At 74.6% G+C, this 16,021-nt stretch carries 14 protein-coding genes; 9 read left to right on the top strand and 5 right to left on the bottom strand.

The window, feature by feature from the left end; all coding sequences use genetic code 11:
• The first annotated feature begins 58 nt into the window (after positions 1-58).
• From ACWGKU_RS17010 to ACWGKU_RS16990, 5 genes are all read left to right on the top strand, one after another.
• The gene (locus ACWGKU_RS17010; protein WP_401051303.1) at positions 59-2,428 is read left to right on the top strand and encodes a hypothetical protein; all 2,370 of its coding nucleotides are present in this window, start codon (positions 59-61) and stop codon (positions 2,426-2,428) included.
• Positions 2,429-2,617: 189 nt separating this feature from the next.
• Positions 2,618-3,271, top strand: coding sequence for a DedA family protein (locus ACWGKU_RS17005; protein WP_359910387.1), 654 nt, complete (start codon positions 2,618-2,620; stop codon positions 3,269-3,271).
• Between the two features lie 206 nt (positions 3,272-3,477).
• Positions 3,478-5,220: a threonine/serine ThrE exporter family protein gene (locus ACWGKU_RS17000; RefSeq protein WP_452180092.1), complete on the top strand. Its 1,743-nt coding sequence runs from the start codon at positions 3,478-3,480 to the stop codon at positions 5,218-5,220.
• A gap of 121 nt (positions 5,221-5,341) precedes the next feature.
• Positions 5,342-6,415, top strand: a complete 1,074-nt coding sequence (locus ACWGKU_RS16995; RefSeq protein WP_401054997.1) for a hypothetical protein — start codon at positions 5,342-5,344, stop codon at positions 6,413-6,415.
• Between the two features lie 297 nt (positions 6,416-6,712).
• Entirely contained in the window at positions 6,713-7,984 is a 1,272-nt protein-coding gene (locus ACWGKU_RS16990) for a C40 family peptidase (protein ID WP_401054996.1), read from the top strand.
• A 190-nt stretch (positions 7,985-8,174) separates the two neighbouring features.
• On the opposite strand, the gene ACWGKU_RS16985 is transcribed toward ACWGKU_RS16990, so the two are convergent.
• Positions 8,175-8,498, bottom strand: coding sequence for a hypothetical protein (locus ACWGKU_RS16985; protein WP_359910399.1), 324 nt, complete (start codon positions 8,496-8,498; stop codon positions 8,175-8,177).
• Positions 8,499-8,622: 124 nt separating this feature from the next.
• Here ACWGKU_RS16985 and ACWGKU_RS16980 point away from each other — a divergent pair, with 124 nt between their 5' ends.
• Together ACWGKU_RS16980 and ACWGKU_RS16975 are read left to right on the top strand one after the other, a co-directional pair.
• Positions 8,623-9,144 (top strand): GNAT family N-acetyltransferase, encoded by a 522-nt coding sequence (locus ACWGKU_RS16980; protein WP_401053245.1) that lies wholly within the window; start codon positions 8,623-8,625, stop codon positions 9,142-9,144.
• Between the two features lie 40 nt (positions 9,145-9,184).
• Positions 9,185-10,465 carry a GNAT family N-acetyltransferase gene (locus ACWGKU_RS16975; RefSeq protein WP_401053247.1) on the top strand — a complete coding sequence of 427 codons (1,281 nt, stop codon included), beginning with the start codon at positions 9,185-9,187 and terminating at the stop codon, positions 10,463-10,465.
• Between the two features lie 61 nt (positions 10,466-10,526).
• Here the strand turns inward: ACWGKU_RS16975 and ACWGKU_RS16970 are convergent, their stop codons facing one another.
• Complete coding sequence (locus ACWGKU_RS16970; protein ID WP_401053249.1) at positions 10,527-11,345, bottom strand: TetR/AcrR family transcriptional regulator; 819 nt, start codon at positions 11,343-11,345, stop codon at positions 10,527-10,529.
• A 180-nt stretch (positions 11,346-11,525) separates the two neighbouring features.
• Between ACWGKU_RS16970 and ACWGKU_RS16965 the strand changes: the two genes are divergently transcribed.
• Positions 11,526-12,107 (top strand): GNAT family N-acetyltransferase, encoded by a 582-nt coding sequence (locus ACWGKU_RS16965; protein ID WP_401053251.1) that lies wholly within the window; start codon positions 11,526-11,528, stop codon positions 12,105-12,107.
• A gap of 65 nt (positions 12,108-12,172) precedes the next feature.
• Here ACWGKU_RS16965 and ACWGKU_RS16960 read toward each other — a convergent pair whose 3' ends face one another.
• Together ACWGKU_RS16960 and ACWGKU_RS16955 are read right to left on the bottom strand one after the other, a co-directional pair.
• On the bottom strand, positions 12,173-12,652 hold the full coding sequence (locus ACWGKU_RS16960) for a macro domain-containing protein (protein ID WP_452180093.1): 480 nt from the start codon (positions 12,650-12,652) through the stop codon (positions 12,173-12,175).
• Positions 12,653-12,661: 9 nt separating this feature from the next.
• Positions 12,662-13,996: an MFS transporter gene (locus ACWGKU_RS16955; protein ID WP_452180094.1), complete on the bottom strand. Its 1,335-nt coding sequence runs from the start codon at positions 13,994-13,996 to the stop codon at positions 12,662-12,664.
• A gap of 116 nt (positions 13,997-14,112) precedes the next feature.
• On the opposite strand from ACWGKU_RS16955, the gene ACWGKU_RS16950 reads away from it, so the two are divergent.
• Positions 14,113-15,093 carry a LysR family transcriptional regulator gene (locus tag ACWGKU_RS16950; RefSeq protein WP_452191469.1) on the top strand — a complete coding sequence of 327 codons (981 nt, stop codon included), beginning with the start codon at positions 14,113-14,115 and terminating at the stop codon, positions 15,091-15,093.
• A gap of 133 nt (positions 15,094-15,226) precedes the next feature.
• Here ACWGKU_RS16950 and ACWGKU_RS16945 read toward each other — a convergent pair whose 3' ends face one another.
• The gene (locus ACWGKU_RS16945) at positions 15,227-15,841 is read right to left on the bottom strand and encodes a YceI family protein (protein WP_401055009.1); all 615 of its coding nucleotides are present in this window, start codon (positions 15,839-15,841) and stop codon (positions 15,227-15,229) included.
• Between the last annotated feature and the right edge of the window lie 180 nt (positions 15,842-16,021).

Genomic DNA, 16,021 nt, shown 5'->3' with positions numbered 1-16,021 from the left:
ACGGATTGTCAGTGGGGTGCGGTAGACACCTCATCAGCACGACGCAGGGGGAGCAGGCATGACCACCGACATCTGGGCCTGGGTGCGCGACACCCACCGGCAGCTGGCCGAGGCCGGCCACCACCGGCTGGCCGACGCCATCGTCGAGCTGCCCGAGCACGCCACCGAGGGGCGCAACGAGCAGCTCGACGCGCTCTACCCGGAGGCCGTGGCCGCCGCCCGGGCGCTCGGCCTGCCCTGGGTCGAGGTCTACCTGCGGCACTGGCGGATGCAGAACCTGCTGAACAAGCGCCAGCAGGGCGAGGCGGTGCTGCCCGAGGCGGTCGACCTGCTGGACTTCGCGCACCGGGAGGAGACGGCGAACTGCCCGCAGTCCGTCTGCGTGGTGCAGGACTTCGCGATCTGCCACGCCCGGGTCGACGGGCCGGGGTACGTGGCCGAGCGGCTCGCCGTGGTCGGCGAGACGCTGGACCGGATCGAGCCCGACCGGGCCTGCTACGACTGCCTGTCCCGCGAGTACTCCGACGCCCTGGAGGACGACGGCCGGGCGGCCGAGGCGCTGGACCACCTGGACTCCGCGGCCAACCGGATGCGGGCGGCCGGCCAGCCGGTCTCGCTCCGCTTCCACCAGGCCCGGGCCGGCACCCTGCACCTGCTGGGCCGGCACGAGGAGGTGCTGGAGCTGCTGGCGACGGCCGAGCGGGCCGAGCAGACGCAGGGGCGCCGGCTGGACGAGCGCGACCAGCGCTGGGGCGCCCTGCTGCGGGCCCGCGCGCTCGCCTCGCTCGGCCGCACCGAGGAGGCGCTCGCCCTGCTGCCCGAGCGGGCCGAGGCCGAACGGCACGCCGACCTGCGCACCGCCTGGACGCAGACGGTCGAGCTGCTGGTCGCGGCCGGGGCCCGGGAGAACGACGCCGAACTGGGCGCCGTCCTGGCCGGCTGGGTCGGCTACCTGGACGGCGTCGGCGCGCACCGCCCGTGCGTGGACCTGCTGCTGGCGGCGGGGCGGCTCGCGCTCGCCCGCGGTGCCCGTACGGTGGCGCTCACCCTCGCCGCGACCGGGGAGCGCAAGCTCACCCGGCTGCGGCGCACCGACGGCGTGTCGGAGCAGGTCGCGGCGCTGCGCGCGGCCGCCGAGGCACTGCCGGAGCCCGAGTTGCCCGTCCCGCCGGGCGAGCTGACGGCGCACCTGGCCGAGGTCCGGGTGCCCTACGAGACCGGCGCCGACCTGCTCTCCGTCGCCCTGGACCGGTACCGGGGTGAGCAGGCCGGCGCCACCGGACTGGCGGTGCTCCTGGCCACCGTGCTGGGCGGCCTCGGCCACGCCCGCGCCGCGGCCGACCTGCTGTGGCGGTACCTGGAGGACGACCCGGCCGACCGCGAGCTGACCGGCGCGCTCGGCGAGATGCTGATCGAGGCCCGGGACGCCGAGGGCATCCGCCGCCTCGCCGACCGGGTGGCCGTCTCCGCCCCGGCCGACGGGCACTGGATACGCGCCCGCTGGGCCGCCGCCGAGGGCCGCTGGGCCGAGGCGCTGGAGCAGTGCCGGGCGATCCTGGTGCTGGACGACGAGGTGATCAACACCCGTCGCCTCGCCGCCCACGCCGCCACCGAGCTGGGCGACCACGCCACCGCGCAGCGGATGTACCTGGAACTGCTGGAGCGCGCGGCGCCGGCCGCGGACACCGCCGAGGACTCCGCCGAGGAGGACGGCCACCGGGCGGTCCGGGAGCCGGACCTGTGGCACCTGATCACCGCGGCCACCGCCAACCGGGACTGGGCGGTGGTCCGTTCCACCGGCGCGCTGCTCGACATCGAGTTCGACGAGCCCGAGGGCCCGGTGGACGAGGAGTGGCAGCTGGTCACCGTCCGGGCCACCCGCACCAACGGCGCGACGTCCGACCTGCCCGCCCTGCGGACCGGCCCGGCCACCGCCCGCATCCTGCCCGTGCTCGGGGACGACCTGACGCTCAACCACGGCGACGTGGTGGTCTTCGCCCCGGCCCTGCTGGAGCGCCCGCCGGCCGAGGACGCGCCCGAGGAGGAGCGGCAGCGCTGGCGTCCGGTGTTCGAGCTGCTCACCCTGCTCGACCCGGCCGGGTACACCACCTACTGGATCGACGGCGGCTGGCCCGGCGACGAGCCGTGGTCGGCCCTGCGGGAGGAGCTGCACGGGGCGGGGTACGCGGTCTGGGTGTACAGCGGGGACCAGTACCGGATCACCGACCCGGCGGACGGCGGCGACACCCTGCCCGGTGTCTACGCGGCCCTCGGCGTCCCGCCGACCGCCTCGGCCGCCGAGGCCGACGCCCTGCTGCTGCGGCTGACCGACGGCTGGGCCCACCCGCTCGCCTGGGCGGAGCTGGCCAAGGCGGCCGGCACGGCCCCCGCCCGGCACGAGGAGATCGTCGAGCGCTACGGGCTCTGACCGTCCTCGACCGCGCGGCCCCGGCGGGCCGGCCCCTCCGGGCCCCCGCCGGGGCCGCGCGCGTTCCCGGCCGTGCCGCGCGCTCCGCCGTGTGCGGGCCGGCCCGGGAACCATTCCGCCTCCAGCCGAGTCTTTGTCAATGCTTTACTGTTTCATTGCCAAGACTCGACCTCCCGGAGTGCCCGCACCGTGACCAGCCTCGCCCTCGGCCCGTCCTGGCTCGATCCGACCACCCTGATCTCCACCTTCGGCCTGATCGGCATCCTGGCCATCGTCTTCGCCGAGTCCGGTCTGCTGATCGGCTTCTTCCTGCCGGGTGACTCGCTGCTGTTCACCACCGGCCTGCTGGTGGCCGGCGGCACCTACCTGCACCAGCCGCTCTGGCTGGTCTGCGCGCTGATCGTGGTCGCCGCGGTGGCCGGGGACCAGGTCGGCTACCTCTTCGGCCGCAAGGTCGGCCCGAGCCTCTTCCGCCGTCCCGACTCCCGGGTCTTCAAGCAGGAGAACGTCGAGAAGGCCGCCGCCTTCTTCGACCGGCACGGCCCCAAGGCGATCGTGCTGGCCCGCTTCGTGCCGATCGTGCGCACCTTCACCCCGATCGTCGCCGGGGTGAGCAGGATGAACTACCGCGGCTTCGTGGTGTTCAACCTGGTCGGTGGCGTGCTGTGGGGCGGCGGCGTCACCGTGCTCGGCTACTTCCTGGGGCAGATCCCGTTCGTCCGGGACAACATCGAGGCCATCCTGGTCGGCATCGTGCTGGTCTCGGTGATCCCGGTGGCGATCGAGCTGCTGCGGGCGCGCCGCTCCGGCGCGGCGTCCGCCACCCGCCACCGCGCCGGGTAGGCGTCCGCCGCTCCGGCCACGGGACGCCGCGTACATGTGCGTCCGGCTGTTCGATCAGGCAAGGTGTAACCCGAGATCGAGCGGTGGCCGGAGGCCGCCAGGGGTGGCAAGGAGCGGAAGTGCCTAAGCGGGGCCGACCGGGTACGGGCAAGCGGGCGAGGGGGGGCAGGGCGGTCCGACAGGCGCGGCAGGCACCCCCGAAGCCGGTGCACCCGGCCGACGCCCCGCCCACCGAGGGCCTGCTCGGCTACCCCGCCCCGCCGGTCGAGCCCACCATCGTCGTCCCGCTCGCCCCGCCCGTCCCGGAGACCAAGGGCCTGCTGGCCCCCGAGCCCGAGCCCGAGCCGGTACCCGAGTCGGTACCCGGGCCGGCGGTCCGCGCCGCGACCGGACGGGCCGAGGCCGAGCGCCCGGCCCGTCGCCGTTCGGTCGCCGAGGACACCCTCACCCCCGAGGAGTGGCGGGCGGCCGGCTACACCCCGCCCACCGGCATCCCGGTCCCGGACCTCACCGCCGGCGCCCCCGGCGAGGCGCCCTGGCCGGACCGGATGCGCACCCTGCTGCGCACCCCGATGTCCGAGCGGCCCGCCTTCGAGCGCACCGCCCGCGAAATGCACCCCTCCGCGTCCGTCACCCGCAACGTCCCGCGCATCCTCGACCTGACGCTGCGCATCGGCGAGTTGCTGCTGGCCAGCGGCGAGGCAGCCGAGGACGTCGAGGCGGCGATGCTCGGCATCGCGCACGCCTACCGGTTGGACCGTTGCGAGCCGCAGGTCACCTTCACCCTGATCGGCATCTCGTACCAGCCCTCGCTGGTCGAGCCGCCGGTCACCGCCGACCGCGTGGTGCGCCGCCGGACCTCCGACTACACCCGGCTCGACGCGGTGTACGCGCTGGTCGCGGACATCACCGCGGAGAACGTGACGGTCAACGACGCCTACCGCCGGCTCGCGCTGATCCGCCGCAACCGGCACCCGTACCCCGCCTGGTTCCTCGCCCTGACCACCGGCCTGCTGGCCGGCGCGGCGACCTTCCTGGTCGGCGGGCGGGTGGACGACAAGGCCTGGCTGGTGTTCGCGAGCGCCTTCGTCGCGGCCGTCCTGGGCGACCGGCTGGCCTCCGCGCTGGCCCGGCGCCGGCTGCCGGAGTTCTACCAGTTCGTGGCGGCCGCGATGCCGGCCGCCGCCTCCGGCATCATCCTCTCGCTCAACGACTGGGGCCTGCGCGGCTCGGTCGTGATCACCGGTGGCCTGTTCGCCCTGCTGCCCGGGCGCGCCCTGGTCGCCGCCGTGCAGGACGGCCTGACCGGCTTCTACATCACCGCCGCGGCCCGCCTGCTGGAAGTGATCTACCTGGTCGCGGGCATCGTGATCGGGGTGATGGTGATCCTCTACCTGGGCGTCGGCTTCGAGGCGAACCTGCGCCCGGACGAGAGCCTGGTGGGCGTCAACTACCCGCCGGTCCAGATGGTCGCCGCGATGGTGCTGACCCTGGCCTTCGCGACGCTGCTCCAGACCGACCGCCGCACGCTGGCCCTGGTCACCGTCAACAGCGGCATCGGCTGGGCCAGCTACGGTGCGCTGGTGTACAACGCGGGCGTCAACCCGATCGCGGCGACCGGCGTGGCGGCCGGGCTGGTCGGCCTCTTCGGCCAGCTGATGGCGCGCTACCGCAACGGGTCGGCGCTGCCGTACGTGACCGCCGCGATCGGTCCGCTGATGCCCGGTTCGGCGCTCTACCTCGGGATGCTCGCCTTCGCCCAGGGGCACTCCAGCGCCGGCCTGGTGTCGGTCTTCCGGGCGGCGGCGATCGCGATGGCGCTGGCGGTCGGGGTGAACCTGGGCGGGGAGATCGCCCGGCTGTTCCTGAAACTGCCGGTCGGCGCCGAGCGCCCGTCGCTCTACCCGGTCGTGCCGCGCCGGGCGGCCAAGCGCACTCGAGGGTTCTGACCGGACGTCGGGCCGGACGTCGAGCCGGTACCGGGGCGATGCGGTCCCCGGGCCCCGGTCCCCGGCCCCCGGGCCACGTCACGGCAGGCAGGACGCAGGACCAGGAACGAAGGTAAGACCCATGACGACACTGCTGGACGGCTACCGCGAGCACATCGTCGCCGCGCACAAGCAACCGCTGTTCCTGCTGCTGGTCGGATTCATCACCTCTTTCGTCTTCATCCGGTTCAGCGTCCGGATGATCCGCGCCCAGGTGCGCTGGTGGCCGGGCAACGTGACCCCGGGCGGCCTGCACATCCACCACATGGTGTTCGGCCTGGGCTTCCTGCTGCTCGGCGGCATCGGGGTGTTCGCCACCTACGGCGGGCACCCGTGGATCGACGTGTTCGGCCTGGCCTTCGGCATCGGCTGCGGTCTGGTGCTGGACGAGTTCGCGCTGATCCTGCACCTGGACGACGTGTACTGGAGCGAACAGGGCCGCAAATCGGTGGACGCGGTGATCTTCGGCATCCTGTTCACCTCCCTGCTGCTGGTCGGGTACGTGCCGCTCGGCGTGGTGCCCGGCGAGGAGACCAGGTGGGGCCTGATCACGATCATCTCGGTGAACTCGCTGGCCTCGGTGATCACCCTGCTCAAGGGCAAGGTGTGGACCGGCCTGCTCGGGATCATGGTCCCCGGCCTGTCCTGGATCGGGGCGATCCGGCTGGCCCGCCCGAGCAGCCCGTGGGCCCGCTGGCGGTACGCCGCGCGCCCCCGCCGCCGGGCGCGTGCGCTGCGGCGTGAGCTCCTGCTGCACCGGCGCGCGGACCGGGCCCGCACCTGGCTTTTCGACCTGATCGCCGGCGCCCCCGACAAGGTGCCCGCCAACCACCCGGCGGCGCACCGGGTGGCCGAGCGGATGGCCGCCCGGGCCAGCGCCCACCTCGACGCGCACGCCGCCCGGGCGCTGGCCCGCCGTCAGGCCCGGCTGGCCGACCGCCGTTCGGCGGCCGCCGCCGGGACGGCCCGGGGCGCGGCGGACCCGGCGCTCGGGTCGGCCGAGGCCGGTCCGGACCGCTCCCGCCTGGCGCAGCAGCGCCGTCGTACCGTCCGGGCCGGGCGCAGCCGGGTCTTCGCGGTGGGGCCGACCGGGCTGGAGAGCCGACCGGAGCGGCACCACCGGCTGCGCACCCACACCCGTCGGATCGGCCGGTAGCGCGGCCCTGCGCGTGGGTCCCGGTCCGTTCCCCGTCCGTTTCCCCGTCCGCTTTCCTGCCCGCGCCGCTGTCCGGCCGGAGCCGAGGCTTGGTCAGATCATCCGATGGTCACCCGACCGGCGGAGCACTTTTCGGGTGTGAAGGCCGCCGGAATTGAGAACATGGGCGTCATATGACCGTTCTGTCACGTGATGGGATGATTCATCGGATCCCCGCCGACCCCCGGGCCACCGACCGCCCGTACGCCGCGCGCCGTCCGACGCCGTCCCCTCCGGACCCGTCAGAAGGGATGTCGCGTGGCGCGCAGGATCCTGCCGACCCTCCTGTTGTCCCTCACCACCCTGCTCGGGCTGCTCCCCGCCGCCCAGGCCGCCCCGGCCGACCCCGAACCGACGGCCGGCCGGGCCGTGGGCGAGGACCCGTACCCGACCACCGAGGAGATCGACCGGGCCCGGGCCGAGGCCGAGGGCAAGGCCTCCTCGGCCGCCGCCCTGGAGGCCGCGCTCACCGCCGCCCGCACCGAGCTGGACCGGGCCGGGCGTACCGCCGAACAGGTCGTCGAGGCCTACAACGGCGCCCGGCTCGCCTTCACCCGGGCCCGCGCCGAGGAGGTCGCCGCCGCGCAGCGCGCCGCCGCCGCCGAGGCCGAGCGGGCGGCCGCCGCCGAGGACGCGGCCCGGCTCGCGGCCGAGACGTACCGGCAGGGCGCGGGTGCCGAACTGTCCGCCCTCAACGCCCTGCTCGGCGCCCACGGCGCGCGCGACGCGGGCGACCGCGCCGCCGCGGTCGGCCAGGTCAGCGAGCGCACCCGGCAGATCCTGGACGCCGCCACCTCCACCGCGGCCGCCGCCCGCGGCGCCTCCGCCGCCGCCCGGGCCGCCACCGAGGCCGCCGGGAAGGCCGCCGCCGAGGTCGGCGCGGCCAAGGTCAGGGCGGAGCAGCGGCTGGCCGCCCAGCAGGACGAGGTGGCCGCCGCCGGGCGGCGCCGCGAGCACATGCTGGCCGAGCTGGCCGCCGCCCGGAACACCACCGTCGAGCTGGAGCTCCGGCGCCGCGAGGCCCTGGAGGAGATCGCCGCCCGCGAGGCCGAGGCCGCCGCCCGCGCCGCCGCCGAGCAGGCCGCCCGGGAGGCCGAGGCCGCGGCGGCGGCCGCCGCTGCCACCAGGGCCCACCCCGCACCGCCCCTCGCCCGCCCGTGGTCCGCCGAGGGCGCGGCCGCCGCCATCGCCTTCGCCAAGTCCAAGATCGGCCTGCCCTACGTCTGGGGCGGCGAGGGCCCGGGCGGCTACGACTGCTCCGGGCTGACGATGATGGCCTGGCGCGAGGGCGGCCGGCAGCTCAACCACTTCGCCGCCGACCAGTACGCCCAGAGCACCCCGATCGGCTACCGCCAGCTGCGCCCCGGCGACCTGGTCTTCTGGACCGACACCGGGCGTGCCGCCGACATCCACCACGTCGGGCTCTACATCGGCGACGACCAGATGATCGAGGCCCCGCGGGTCGGCATGCCGGTCAAGCAGGCCAGCCTCTGGATCATGGGGACCCCGGACTTCTACGCCCGCCCCTGACGCCCGGGCCGGCGGGTGCCGGTCAGCACCTCGACGGGTGCGACCGGCCCCACCCCCTCGGCCCCACCCCCTCGGCGGCGGCCGCGAGGACCGGGTCGAGCGCGATCAGGGCGTCCCCGGAACCGGTTCGGCGCGAGGTACTCGGCACCGAGGGCGTCCGGGAGGCCGAGCCGGCCGCCGCCCCACCGGGCTACCGGCCGGCCACGGCGGCCACCGCCCGGCGGCTGTCGCGCAGCCGCACCACTGTCCAGCCCCAGAGCGCGGCGACCGGGAGCGACACGAGGAAGACGGCGAACGCGCCGCCGACCCGGCCGATCATCTCGGAGTCGCAGACCTCGGCCAGGTGGAAGCCGGTCGGCTGGTAGAAGGCCGGTGAGCCGCACAGCCCGTTGCCCGGCGCGAGGACCAGCCAGAGCGCCCAGAGCCAGCCGGCCACGGTCAGCCCGCCGACCAGCTTCGCCGTCAGCGCCCGGCCCTCGTACTCCTTCAGCCTGCGGACGTACTCGTCCTCCATGGTTCCCCCCGAAGCGGATCGTCTGCACCTGAACCGGCACGAGGATGCCAGGCGGGCCCGCCCGGGCGCCACTGTCGGTGGGGCGCGCTAGCGTGACCGCGCGAACCGATACTGAGGAGGCGTCGTGCGACTGCGGGATGTTCGGGCGGGGGACGTCGAGGCGTACGTCCGGATGCGCTGCGACCCGGTGATGATGGCCGAACTCGGCGGCCCGCTGCCCCGGGCGCGGGTGGAGGAGCGGCTGCGCAGGGACCTGGCCCTGGTGGCCGGGGACAGCTCCTGGATCAGGATGATCGTGCCGGACGGCGCGCAGGACGGAGAGGCGGCGGGCACCGTCACGCTCTGGTCGGACCAGGAGGACGGCGAGAGCTTCTCCGAGATCGGCTGGATGGTGCTGCCCGAGTACCAGGGGCGCGGCCTCGCCAAGGCGGCCGTCCGCAGGGTGCTGGACGCCGCCGCCGAGGACGGCCGCTGGGGCGAGGTGCACGCCAACCCGGGGACCACCAACGGACCGTCCAACGGGATCTGCCGGGCGCTCGGATTCCGGCTGGTCGGCGAGCGGGACCTGGACTTCGCGGACCGCGTCCTGCGCACCAACCACTGGGTGGTGGTGCCCGGCGAGCACCACGGGTCGGGCACGGAATAATTCGGATGCCACCCCCGGAGGGCCGCCGTACGGTGGCCCCATGGGCAACAGCATCGATCACACGGACATCGACAGCGTGAGCGGGCTCCAGGTCCGGGCCGTCTCGGTGGACGAGGTGGCGGAGTGGAACCGGGCGCTCAACTTCGGCTTCCTGCGCCCCGACGTGGCCGTCGCGCCGGACCTGCGCCGTCGGCAGTGGGAGCCGGGCCGGATGCTGGCCGGTTTCGACGGCGAGCGCCAGATCGCCACCTTCCGCAGTTTCGACGCCGAACTGACCGTCCCGGGCGGCGCCGTCGTCCCGGCCGACGCCATCACCAACGTCACGGTCAGCGCCACCCACCGCCGCCGCGGCCTGCTCAACGCGATGATGCGCAGGGACCTCGCGGGCGCCGCCGAGCGCGGCAGCGCGGTCGCGATCCTGGCCGCCGCCGAGTACAACATCTACGGCCGGTTCGGCTTCGGCCCGGCCACCCGGGGCGGCGGTTGGAACATCGAGCTGCGCCGCACCCGGGGTCTGCGCGAGGGCCTGCCCGGTGTCCCCGGCGGCCGGATCGACTTCGTGACCATGGCGGAGCTGCGCGAGCTGGGCGCGGAGCTGTACGAGCGCTGGCGGCGCACCCAGTCGGGCGCGATCGACCGCGACGCGCTCTGGTGGGAGCGCACGGTCGGCGAAGTCCGGTCACCGGGCGACGAGTTCAAGGAGCCGTTCGCCGCCGTCCACCGGGACGCCGCCGACGTGGTCACCGGCCTGGTGGTCTACCGGATCGGGACCAAGTGGGACGGCGCCTACCCCGACTGCAAGCTCACCGTGGACGACTTCATCGCCCTCGACCTGCCCACCGCCGTCGAACTCTGGCGCCTGGTGCTGTCCGTCGACTGGGTGGCCAGGGTCGAGGTGTGCAGGCTCGGCCCGGACGACCCGCTGCCGCTGCTGCTCCAGGACCCGCGCGCGGCCACCCCGCACGAGGACAACGCGGACGTCGTGTGGCTGCGGGTGCTGGACGTCGAGGCCGCGTTCCGCGCCCGCAGCTACGGCGCCCCCGGTCGGGTGGTGCTGGAGGTCGACGACAAGCTGGGCTACGCCTCCGGCCGTTGGGCGCTGGAGACGGCCGAGGACGGCACCGGCCGCTGCACCCGGACCACGGACGACGCCGACCTCGCGCTCGGCGCCTCGGAGTTGGGCTCGCTCTACCTGGGCGCGGAGACGGCGTCGAGGCTGGCCGCGGCCGGCCTGGTCGGCGAGCTGCGCCCGGGGGCGGCGGCCGCCGTGGACCTGCTGCTGCGCACCCCGGTGCGGGCCTGGACGCCGACCGAGTTCTGAGCCCGTTCCCGCACCGGAGGCCGGCCCGTTCGCGGGCCGGCCTCCGGTGTTGCCGCGGGCGCTACGTGACCGCCGTCTTGCCGATGGTGGGCAGGATGAAGTCCTGGATCAGGCCCTTGGCGTCACGGACGATCGGCCGGAACACCCGGTAGCGCGAGAGGTTGATCACCCGGGCCGCCATGGGGGTGGACCGGCGGACGAACTCCCGCGTGCGCTCGGTGTCCTCGGTCCGGTCGAAGACCCAGTAGAGGACCACGATCATCAGGTACAGCCAGAGCACGTCGGGCAGGAGCTCGACCAGTTCGGCGTCCAGTTTGGGCGCCAGCTCCGAGCCTTGGAGGACGTCGCGGAACAGTTCGACCGCCGTCGCCCGGGCCGGGTGGGAATCGTTGGAGAACGGGCTCAGCGAGCTGGTCGGGTCGGCCGCCGTCCGGAAGAACTGCGCGGCGAACTCGTGGTACGGCGCGGCCGTGTCGAGCCAGGAGGTCAGTGCGATCTCCAGCCGCTCGGAGAAGTCCCGGGTGTGGGACATCCGGCGCTTGGCGTCGGCCGCGTGCTCGTAGGTCATCCGGTCGTAGAACCCCTGGATCAGGAATTCCTTCGCCGAGAAGTAGTAGTACGCGTTGCCCACCGAGACGCCGGCCTCGGTGGCGATGGCGCGCATGGTGGTCTTCTCGTAGCCCCGTTCCTGGAACAGCCGCATGGCGGTCTCCAGGATCAGGGCACGGGTCGCCTCACTCTTGTCGGTCTTGGGCTGGGCCCGGCCGCCGGGCAGTGCTCCGCCCTCCGGCCCGGTCCCGCTCCCCGGGTCGGGCGCGGCCGGAGCCCCGGCCGTGCCGTTCTCGCCGTCCGTTCGGTTCGTCGCTGCCAGGTCGTCCACGAGCACGAGCCTAGCCGGAGACGACGTTCCATCCGGTGTCGGTGTTCGTGGCACCGGATGCCCCCTCCGCATCCGGTGCCACGGCGACCCCCCTTGTTTCGAACGCGTTCAAAAGCTGAGCGGTACTGTAGACGTATCGGTTGAACATGTTCAACTCCATCTCTGTGGGAGGCTGGTCACATGATCAGTTCAGGACTGACCGTCATCCGGCGCGGCGGAGTGCAGGACGCCGAGTCCGTCGCCGAGCTGCACGCCCACAGCTGGCGCACCACCTACCGGGGGATCGTCCCCGAGGCGGGACTGGGGGACGGGATGGTCGCCCAGCGGCGCGAACTGTGGGCACTGCGCCTGGCCACCGACTGCGCCGACTACGGCGGGCCGGAGAACACGCCCGAACTGCTGGTCGCCGAACGGGCGGGCGCGACGGTCGGATTCATCTACCTCGTCCCGCAGCCGGACGGCGGGGTGCTGATCGACAACCTGCACGTCCGCCCCGGCCTGAACGGCGGCGGCATCGGGCGCGAGCTGCTGACCGCGGCCCGCACCCATGTCGCCGAGCGGCACCCCGGGGCCGGACTCTCCCTGGAGGTGCTGCGGGACAACACCCGCGCGATCGCCTTCTACGAGCGCGAGGGCGCCGAGCGGGTCCGGGCACAGGAGGGCGAGTTCCCCGGAGGGTTCCTGCTGCCCGAGTACGTGTACGCCTGGCCGGCCGCGCGCGTGGCGGTCGGGTCCGACCGGGCGGAGCCGGCGGACCGGTAGGAACCGGTCGACGGAACGGTGGAGAGGCGGATCGGTGGAAGGGGAGGACCTGCTGGAGCAGGCCGTCAGTCGATGTCGTAGACGGTCACCGGTACGCCCCGGGCCGTCAGCCGGGCGGTGACCAGCGGTTCGACCCGGTCCCACCGCCCGCCCGCCAGGCCGCAGCCGATCCGCGGCATGTGGACGGAGGCACCGAGCCGGAGCGCGTGCTCACCGAGCGTGGCCAGTCCGGTGTCGATCGCCTCGTACCGCACCGGCACCCCGGTCGAGCGCCCCGTGCGGATGCCGCGCTGGCCGACCAGGTTGGCCACCCAGACGTGCGGATCGACCGCCACCAGCTGGACGGCGCCCAGGCCGAAGTCGTTCTTCGCCCGCTCTCGATGCCAGCGCCGGTACGCGGCCTCGGGCTCGGGCCAGCGTCTGGAGAGCGCGAGCACGAAGCCCCTGCCCCACCCGCCGAGGTCGTTGCAGACGTGCGCGACCACCTTCACGCCCTTGCCCTGGGGCGTGGTGGCATCGCCTCGGACGTACGTGATTTCCCCCATGCCTCGACGTTAGAGGGTGGGACTGACAATCTGCTCGGCATTTTCCGGCGCCCCGCCCGGCGCCCCGCTCGGCGCCCCACCCGGCGCCCCCTCGGGCCGTGCGGCCGCCGCCGCCCCGCGCGCCGTCAGGTGCCGGCGCCCCGCCAGCGCGATCAGCAGCGCGAGCCCGGCGGCCGCGGCGGGCAGGAGGTAGCCGGTGCCCGGAGCGGCCCGCTCCGCGACCGTCCCGGCGAGCGCCGCCCCGGCCGAGATGCCGACCACGATGCCGGACACCGCCATCGCCATGCCCTCGTTGAACTGCCGCTGCGGCAGCAGCTCCTGGACCAGCGTCATCCCGGTCACCATGGTCGGCGCGGTGGCGGTGCCGGCCGCGAACAGGGCCGTCCCGAGCAGCCCGAGCCCGGCCCCGCCCAGCCCGGCGGCGAGCGGCAGCAGCAGGACCGAGGCCATCGCGGTGGCGCCGAGCAGGAACCGCGTGCCCGGTGCCCGGCGCGGGGTCAGCAGCCCGAACAGCAGCCCCGCGACGCAGGAACCGGCCGCGAACAGGGCCAGCAGCAGTCCGGCGGAGGCCTTGTGGCCGAGCGCGTCGGCGTACGCCACGGTGGTGATCTCGGTCGCGCCGAAGACCGTGCCGGTCGCCAGGAAGGTCAGCACCAGCACCCGCAGCCCGGGCACCCGCAGCGGGGAGCCGTGCCGCGGTCCGGCCGGTTCCCGCCCCTGCGCCGGGGCGGGGGGCAGCGGGGGTTCGGTGCGCCGCTGGGCGGCGAACAGCAGGGCGCCGGTGGCGCCGAGGGTGCCGGCGGTGATCAGTCCGGCCTCCGGGGCGAGCGTGGTGCAGAGCAGCATGGCGAGCACCGGGCCGGCCATGAAGCAGAGTTCGTCCAGGGCCTGTTCGAAGGAGTTGGCCAGGTGCCGGGCGGCCGGGTCGTCCCGGTACAGGTGCGCCCAGCGGGAGCGGGCCATGCCGCCGAGGTTGGGTGCCGCCGAGCCGGCCGCGGAGCAGAGGAGGAGGGTCCAGTCGGGTGCGCCGAACCGGACGCAGAGCAGCAGCCCGGCCGGCGGAACGGCGTTGTACAGCGCGGCCGGTACCGTCACCCGCGCCTGCCCGTACCGGTCCACCAGCCGTCCGATCAGCGGCATCCCGACCGCGCCGGCGACCAGTCCGGCCGCCGAGACGGCCCCGGCCAGCCCGTACGAGCCGCGCCGCTCGGAGAGCAGCACCACCAGGGCGACGCCGTTCATCGACAGCGCCAGCCGGCCGAGCAGCCCGGTCAGGGTGAAGGCGACGGCGCCGGGGGCCGCGAACAGCCGCCGGTAGGAGGTGAGGACGGCGCGCGGGGGCATCGGGCTCCTGTGAGCACAAGGGGAAAGGGGGTGCTCACAGCCTGGTGCCGGTGGCGGGCGGCCGTCCAACACCTGTTTCGCCGCACTCACAACACGCTGTTGTTAATCTGCCGCCCATGCCCCGTGACCTGCACCCCCGCCTGCTCCGCGGCTTCGTCGCGACCGCCGAGACCCTGCACTTCGGCCGGGCCGCAGAGCGGCTGCACACCGCCCAGCAGGCACTCAGCCGGGACGTCCGGACCCTGGAGGGGCAGCTCGGCGAAGCACTGTTCACCCGCACCACCCGCAGCGTCGAACTCACCCCGGCCGGGCGGCGGTTGCTGCCCCGGGCGCGCGGGTTCCTCGCCCTGCACGACGAGATCCTCGCCGAGGCCGCGGCCGGATCCGGGGCCGCCGCCCGGCCGCTGCTGCTCGACCTCAACAGTGACGTCACCGGCCCGGACCTCACCGCCGGCCGGGTGCTCGAACGGGCCCGGGCCGCCTGGCCGGCGGGCGAACTGCTGGCCCGCTTCCACGGCGGACTGGCCGCGGCGGCCGCCGAACTGCTGGCCCACCGGCTGGACGCCTCCTTCGGCCGCTTCGCCGGGCTGCCCGCCCCGGTGCGCGGTCGACTCGTCCAGCTGCCGGTGCGGTTGGAACGGATCTCGGTGATGATGGCGGACACCCATCCGCTGGCCGACCGCTCCGTGCTGCGCCCGGCCGAGCTGGCGGGCCACCCCGTCGACGTCTGCGCGGGCAACCCGGCGACCACCGAGTGGGCCGACCTCGGCACCCGGCTGCTGCGGGAGCACGGTCTGACGGCGGCCGCGCCGTACGTGCCGCCGGTGGGCGTCGACGAGACCGCCCGCTACCTCGCCCGGCACGGCGATCCGATGCTGACCACGGTCGGCGGCCCGCGGATCCCGGGGACGGTGAACGTGCCGCTGGTGGAACCGGTGCCGCTGAGCCTGGTCAGCCTGGTGCACCGGCCCGGGGAGCGTCACCCGGGGCTGCGGGCGCTGGCCGCCGCGGCCGGCGCGCTCGGCGCGGCCGAGGGCTGGCTGCGCCGTCCGCCGGGCAGCTGGCTTCCCGAGGCGGACGCGGCGCTGCTGCCGTAGGGGCGGACGCGGCGTGGCTGCGGCAGGGGCGGGCGCGGGCGGCCGACCGCCGTACGGGCGGGCGGCCGTCACACGAAGACCGCCCCTGCCCCCGGGGGGAAGGGCAGGGGCGGTGCTCGGGGGGACGGCCGGCTCAGGCCGCCTTGACGGCGGAGATGTCGAAGCTGAGCTTGACCTTCTCGCCGATCAGCACGCCGCCGGTCTCCAGCGCGGCGTTGTAGGTCAGGCCGAACTCGGTGCGGTCGACGACGGCCTTGCCCTCGAAACCGACCCGGTCGGCGCCGTACGCGTCGGTGGCGCTGCCGGTGTACTCCAGGTCCAGCACGACCGGGCGGGTGGTGCCCTTGATGGTGAGGTCGCCGGTCATCCGGTACGAGTCGCCGCCGAGCAGTTGGGCGGAGGTGCTGCGGAAGCGGATCTCCGGGTGGGTGTCGACGGCGAAGAAGTCGCCGGTGCGCAGGTGCTCGTCGCGCTGGGCCTGGTTGGTGTCGACGCTCGCGACCTTGATCACCAGTTCGGCCGAGGAGTTGCCCGGGTGGGTCCCGTCCAGGTGCAGCTTGCCGTCGTACTCGGTGAAGCGGCCCTTGACGTTGGTGACCATCGCGTGGCGGACCGAGAAGCCGATCTCGCTGTGCGTGTTGTCCACGGTCCAGTCGCCGGTCAGGTGGGCGAGGTCCGGGCCGGCCGGGGTCGGGGCGGCGGTCGCGGCGGGGGCGGTGACGGTCTTGGTGCGGTTGAACAGGCCCATGGCTTCCTCCTTGGTTCGAAGCCAGTTGTTTAGGCTTCAACTTGTTGGCTCCAGCGTAGGACAACTTCGTTCAACTTTCAACCATGGCGTTCCGGGTTCCTCCGAACGGCTCAGCGGACCCGCCCTGTCGGACCTCCCGGATAGGCTGCGAAGGACGGTCCCACCCCGCCCGGAAGGCCC

It is taken from the genome of Kitasatospora sp. NPDC054768 (assembly GCF_053612025.1).
The sequence above is the reverse complement of the archived record's forward strand: the minus strand, read 5'-3'. Positions and strand labels throughout refer to the sequence as shown.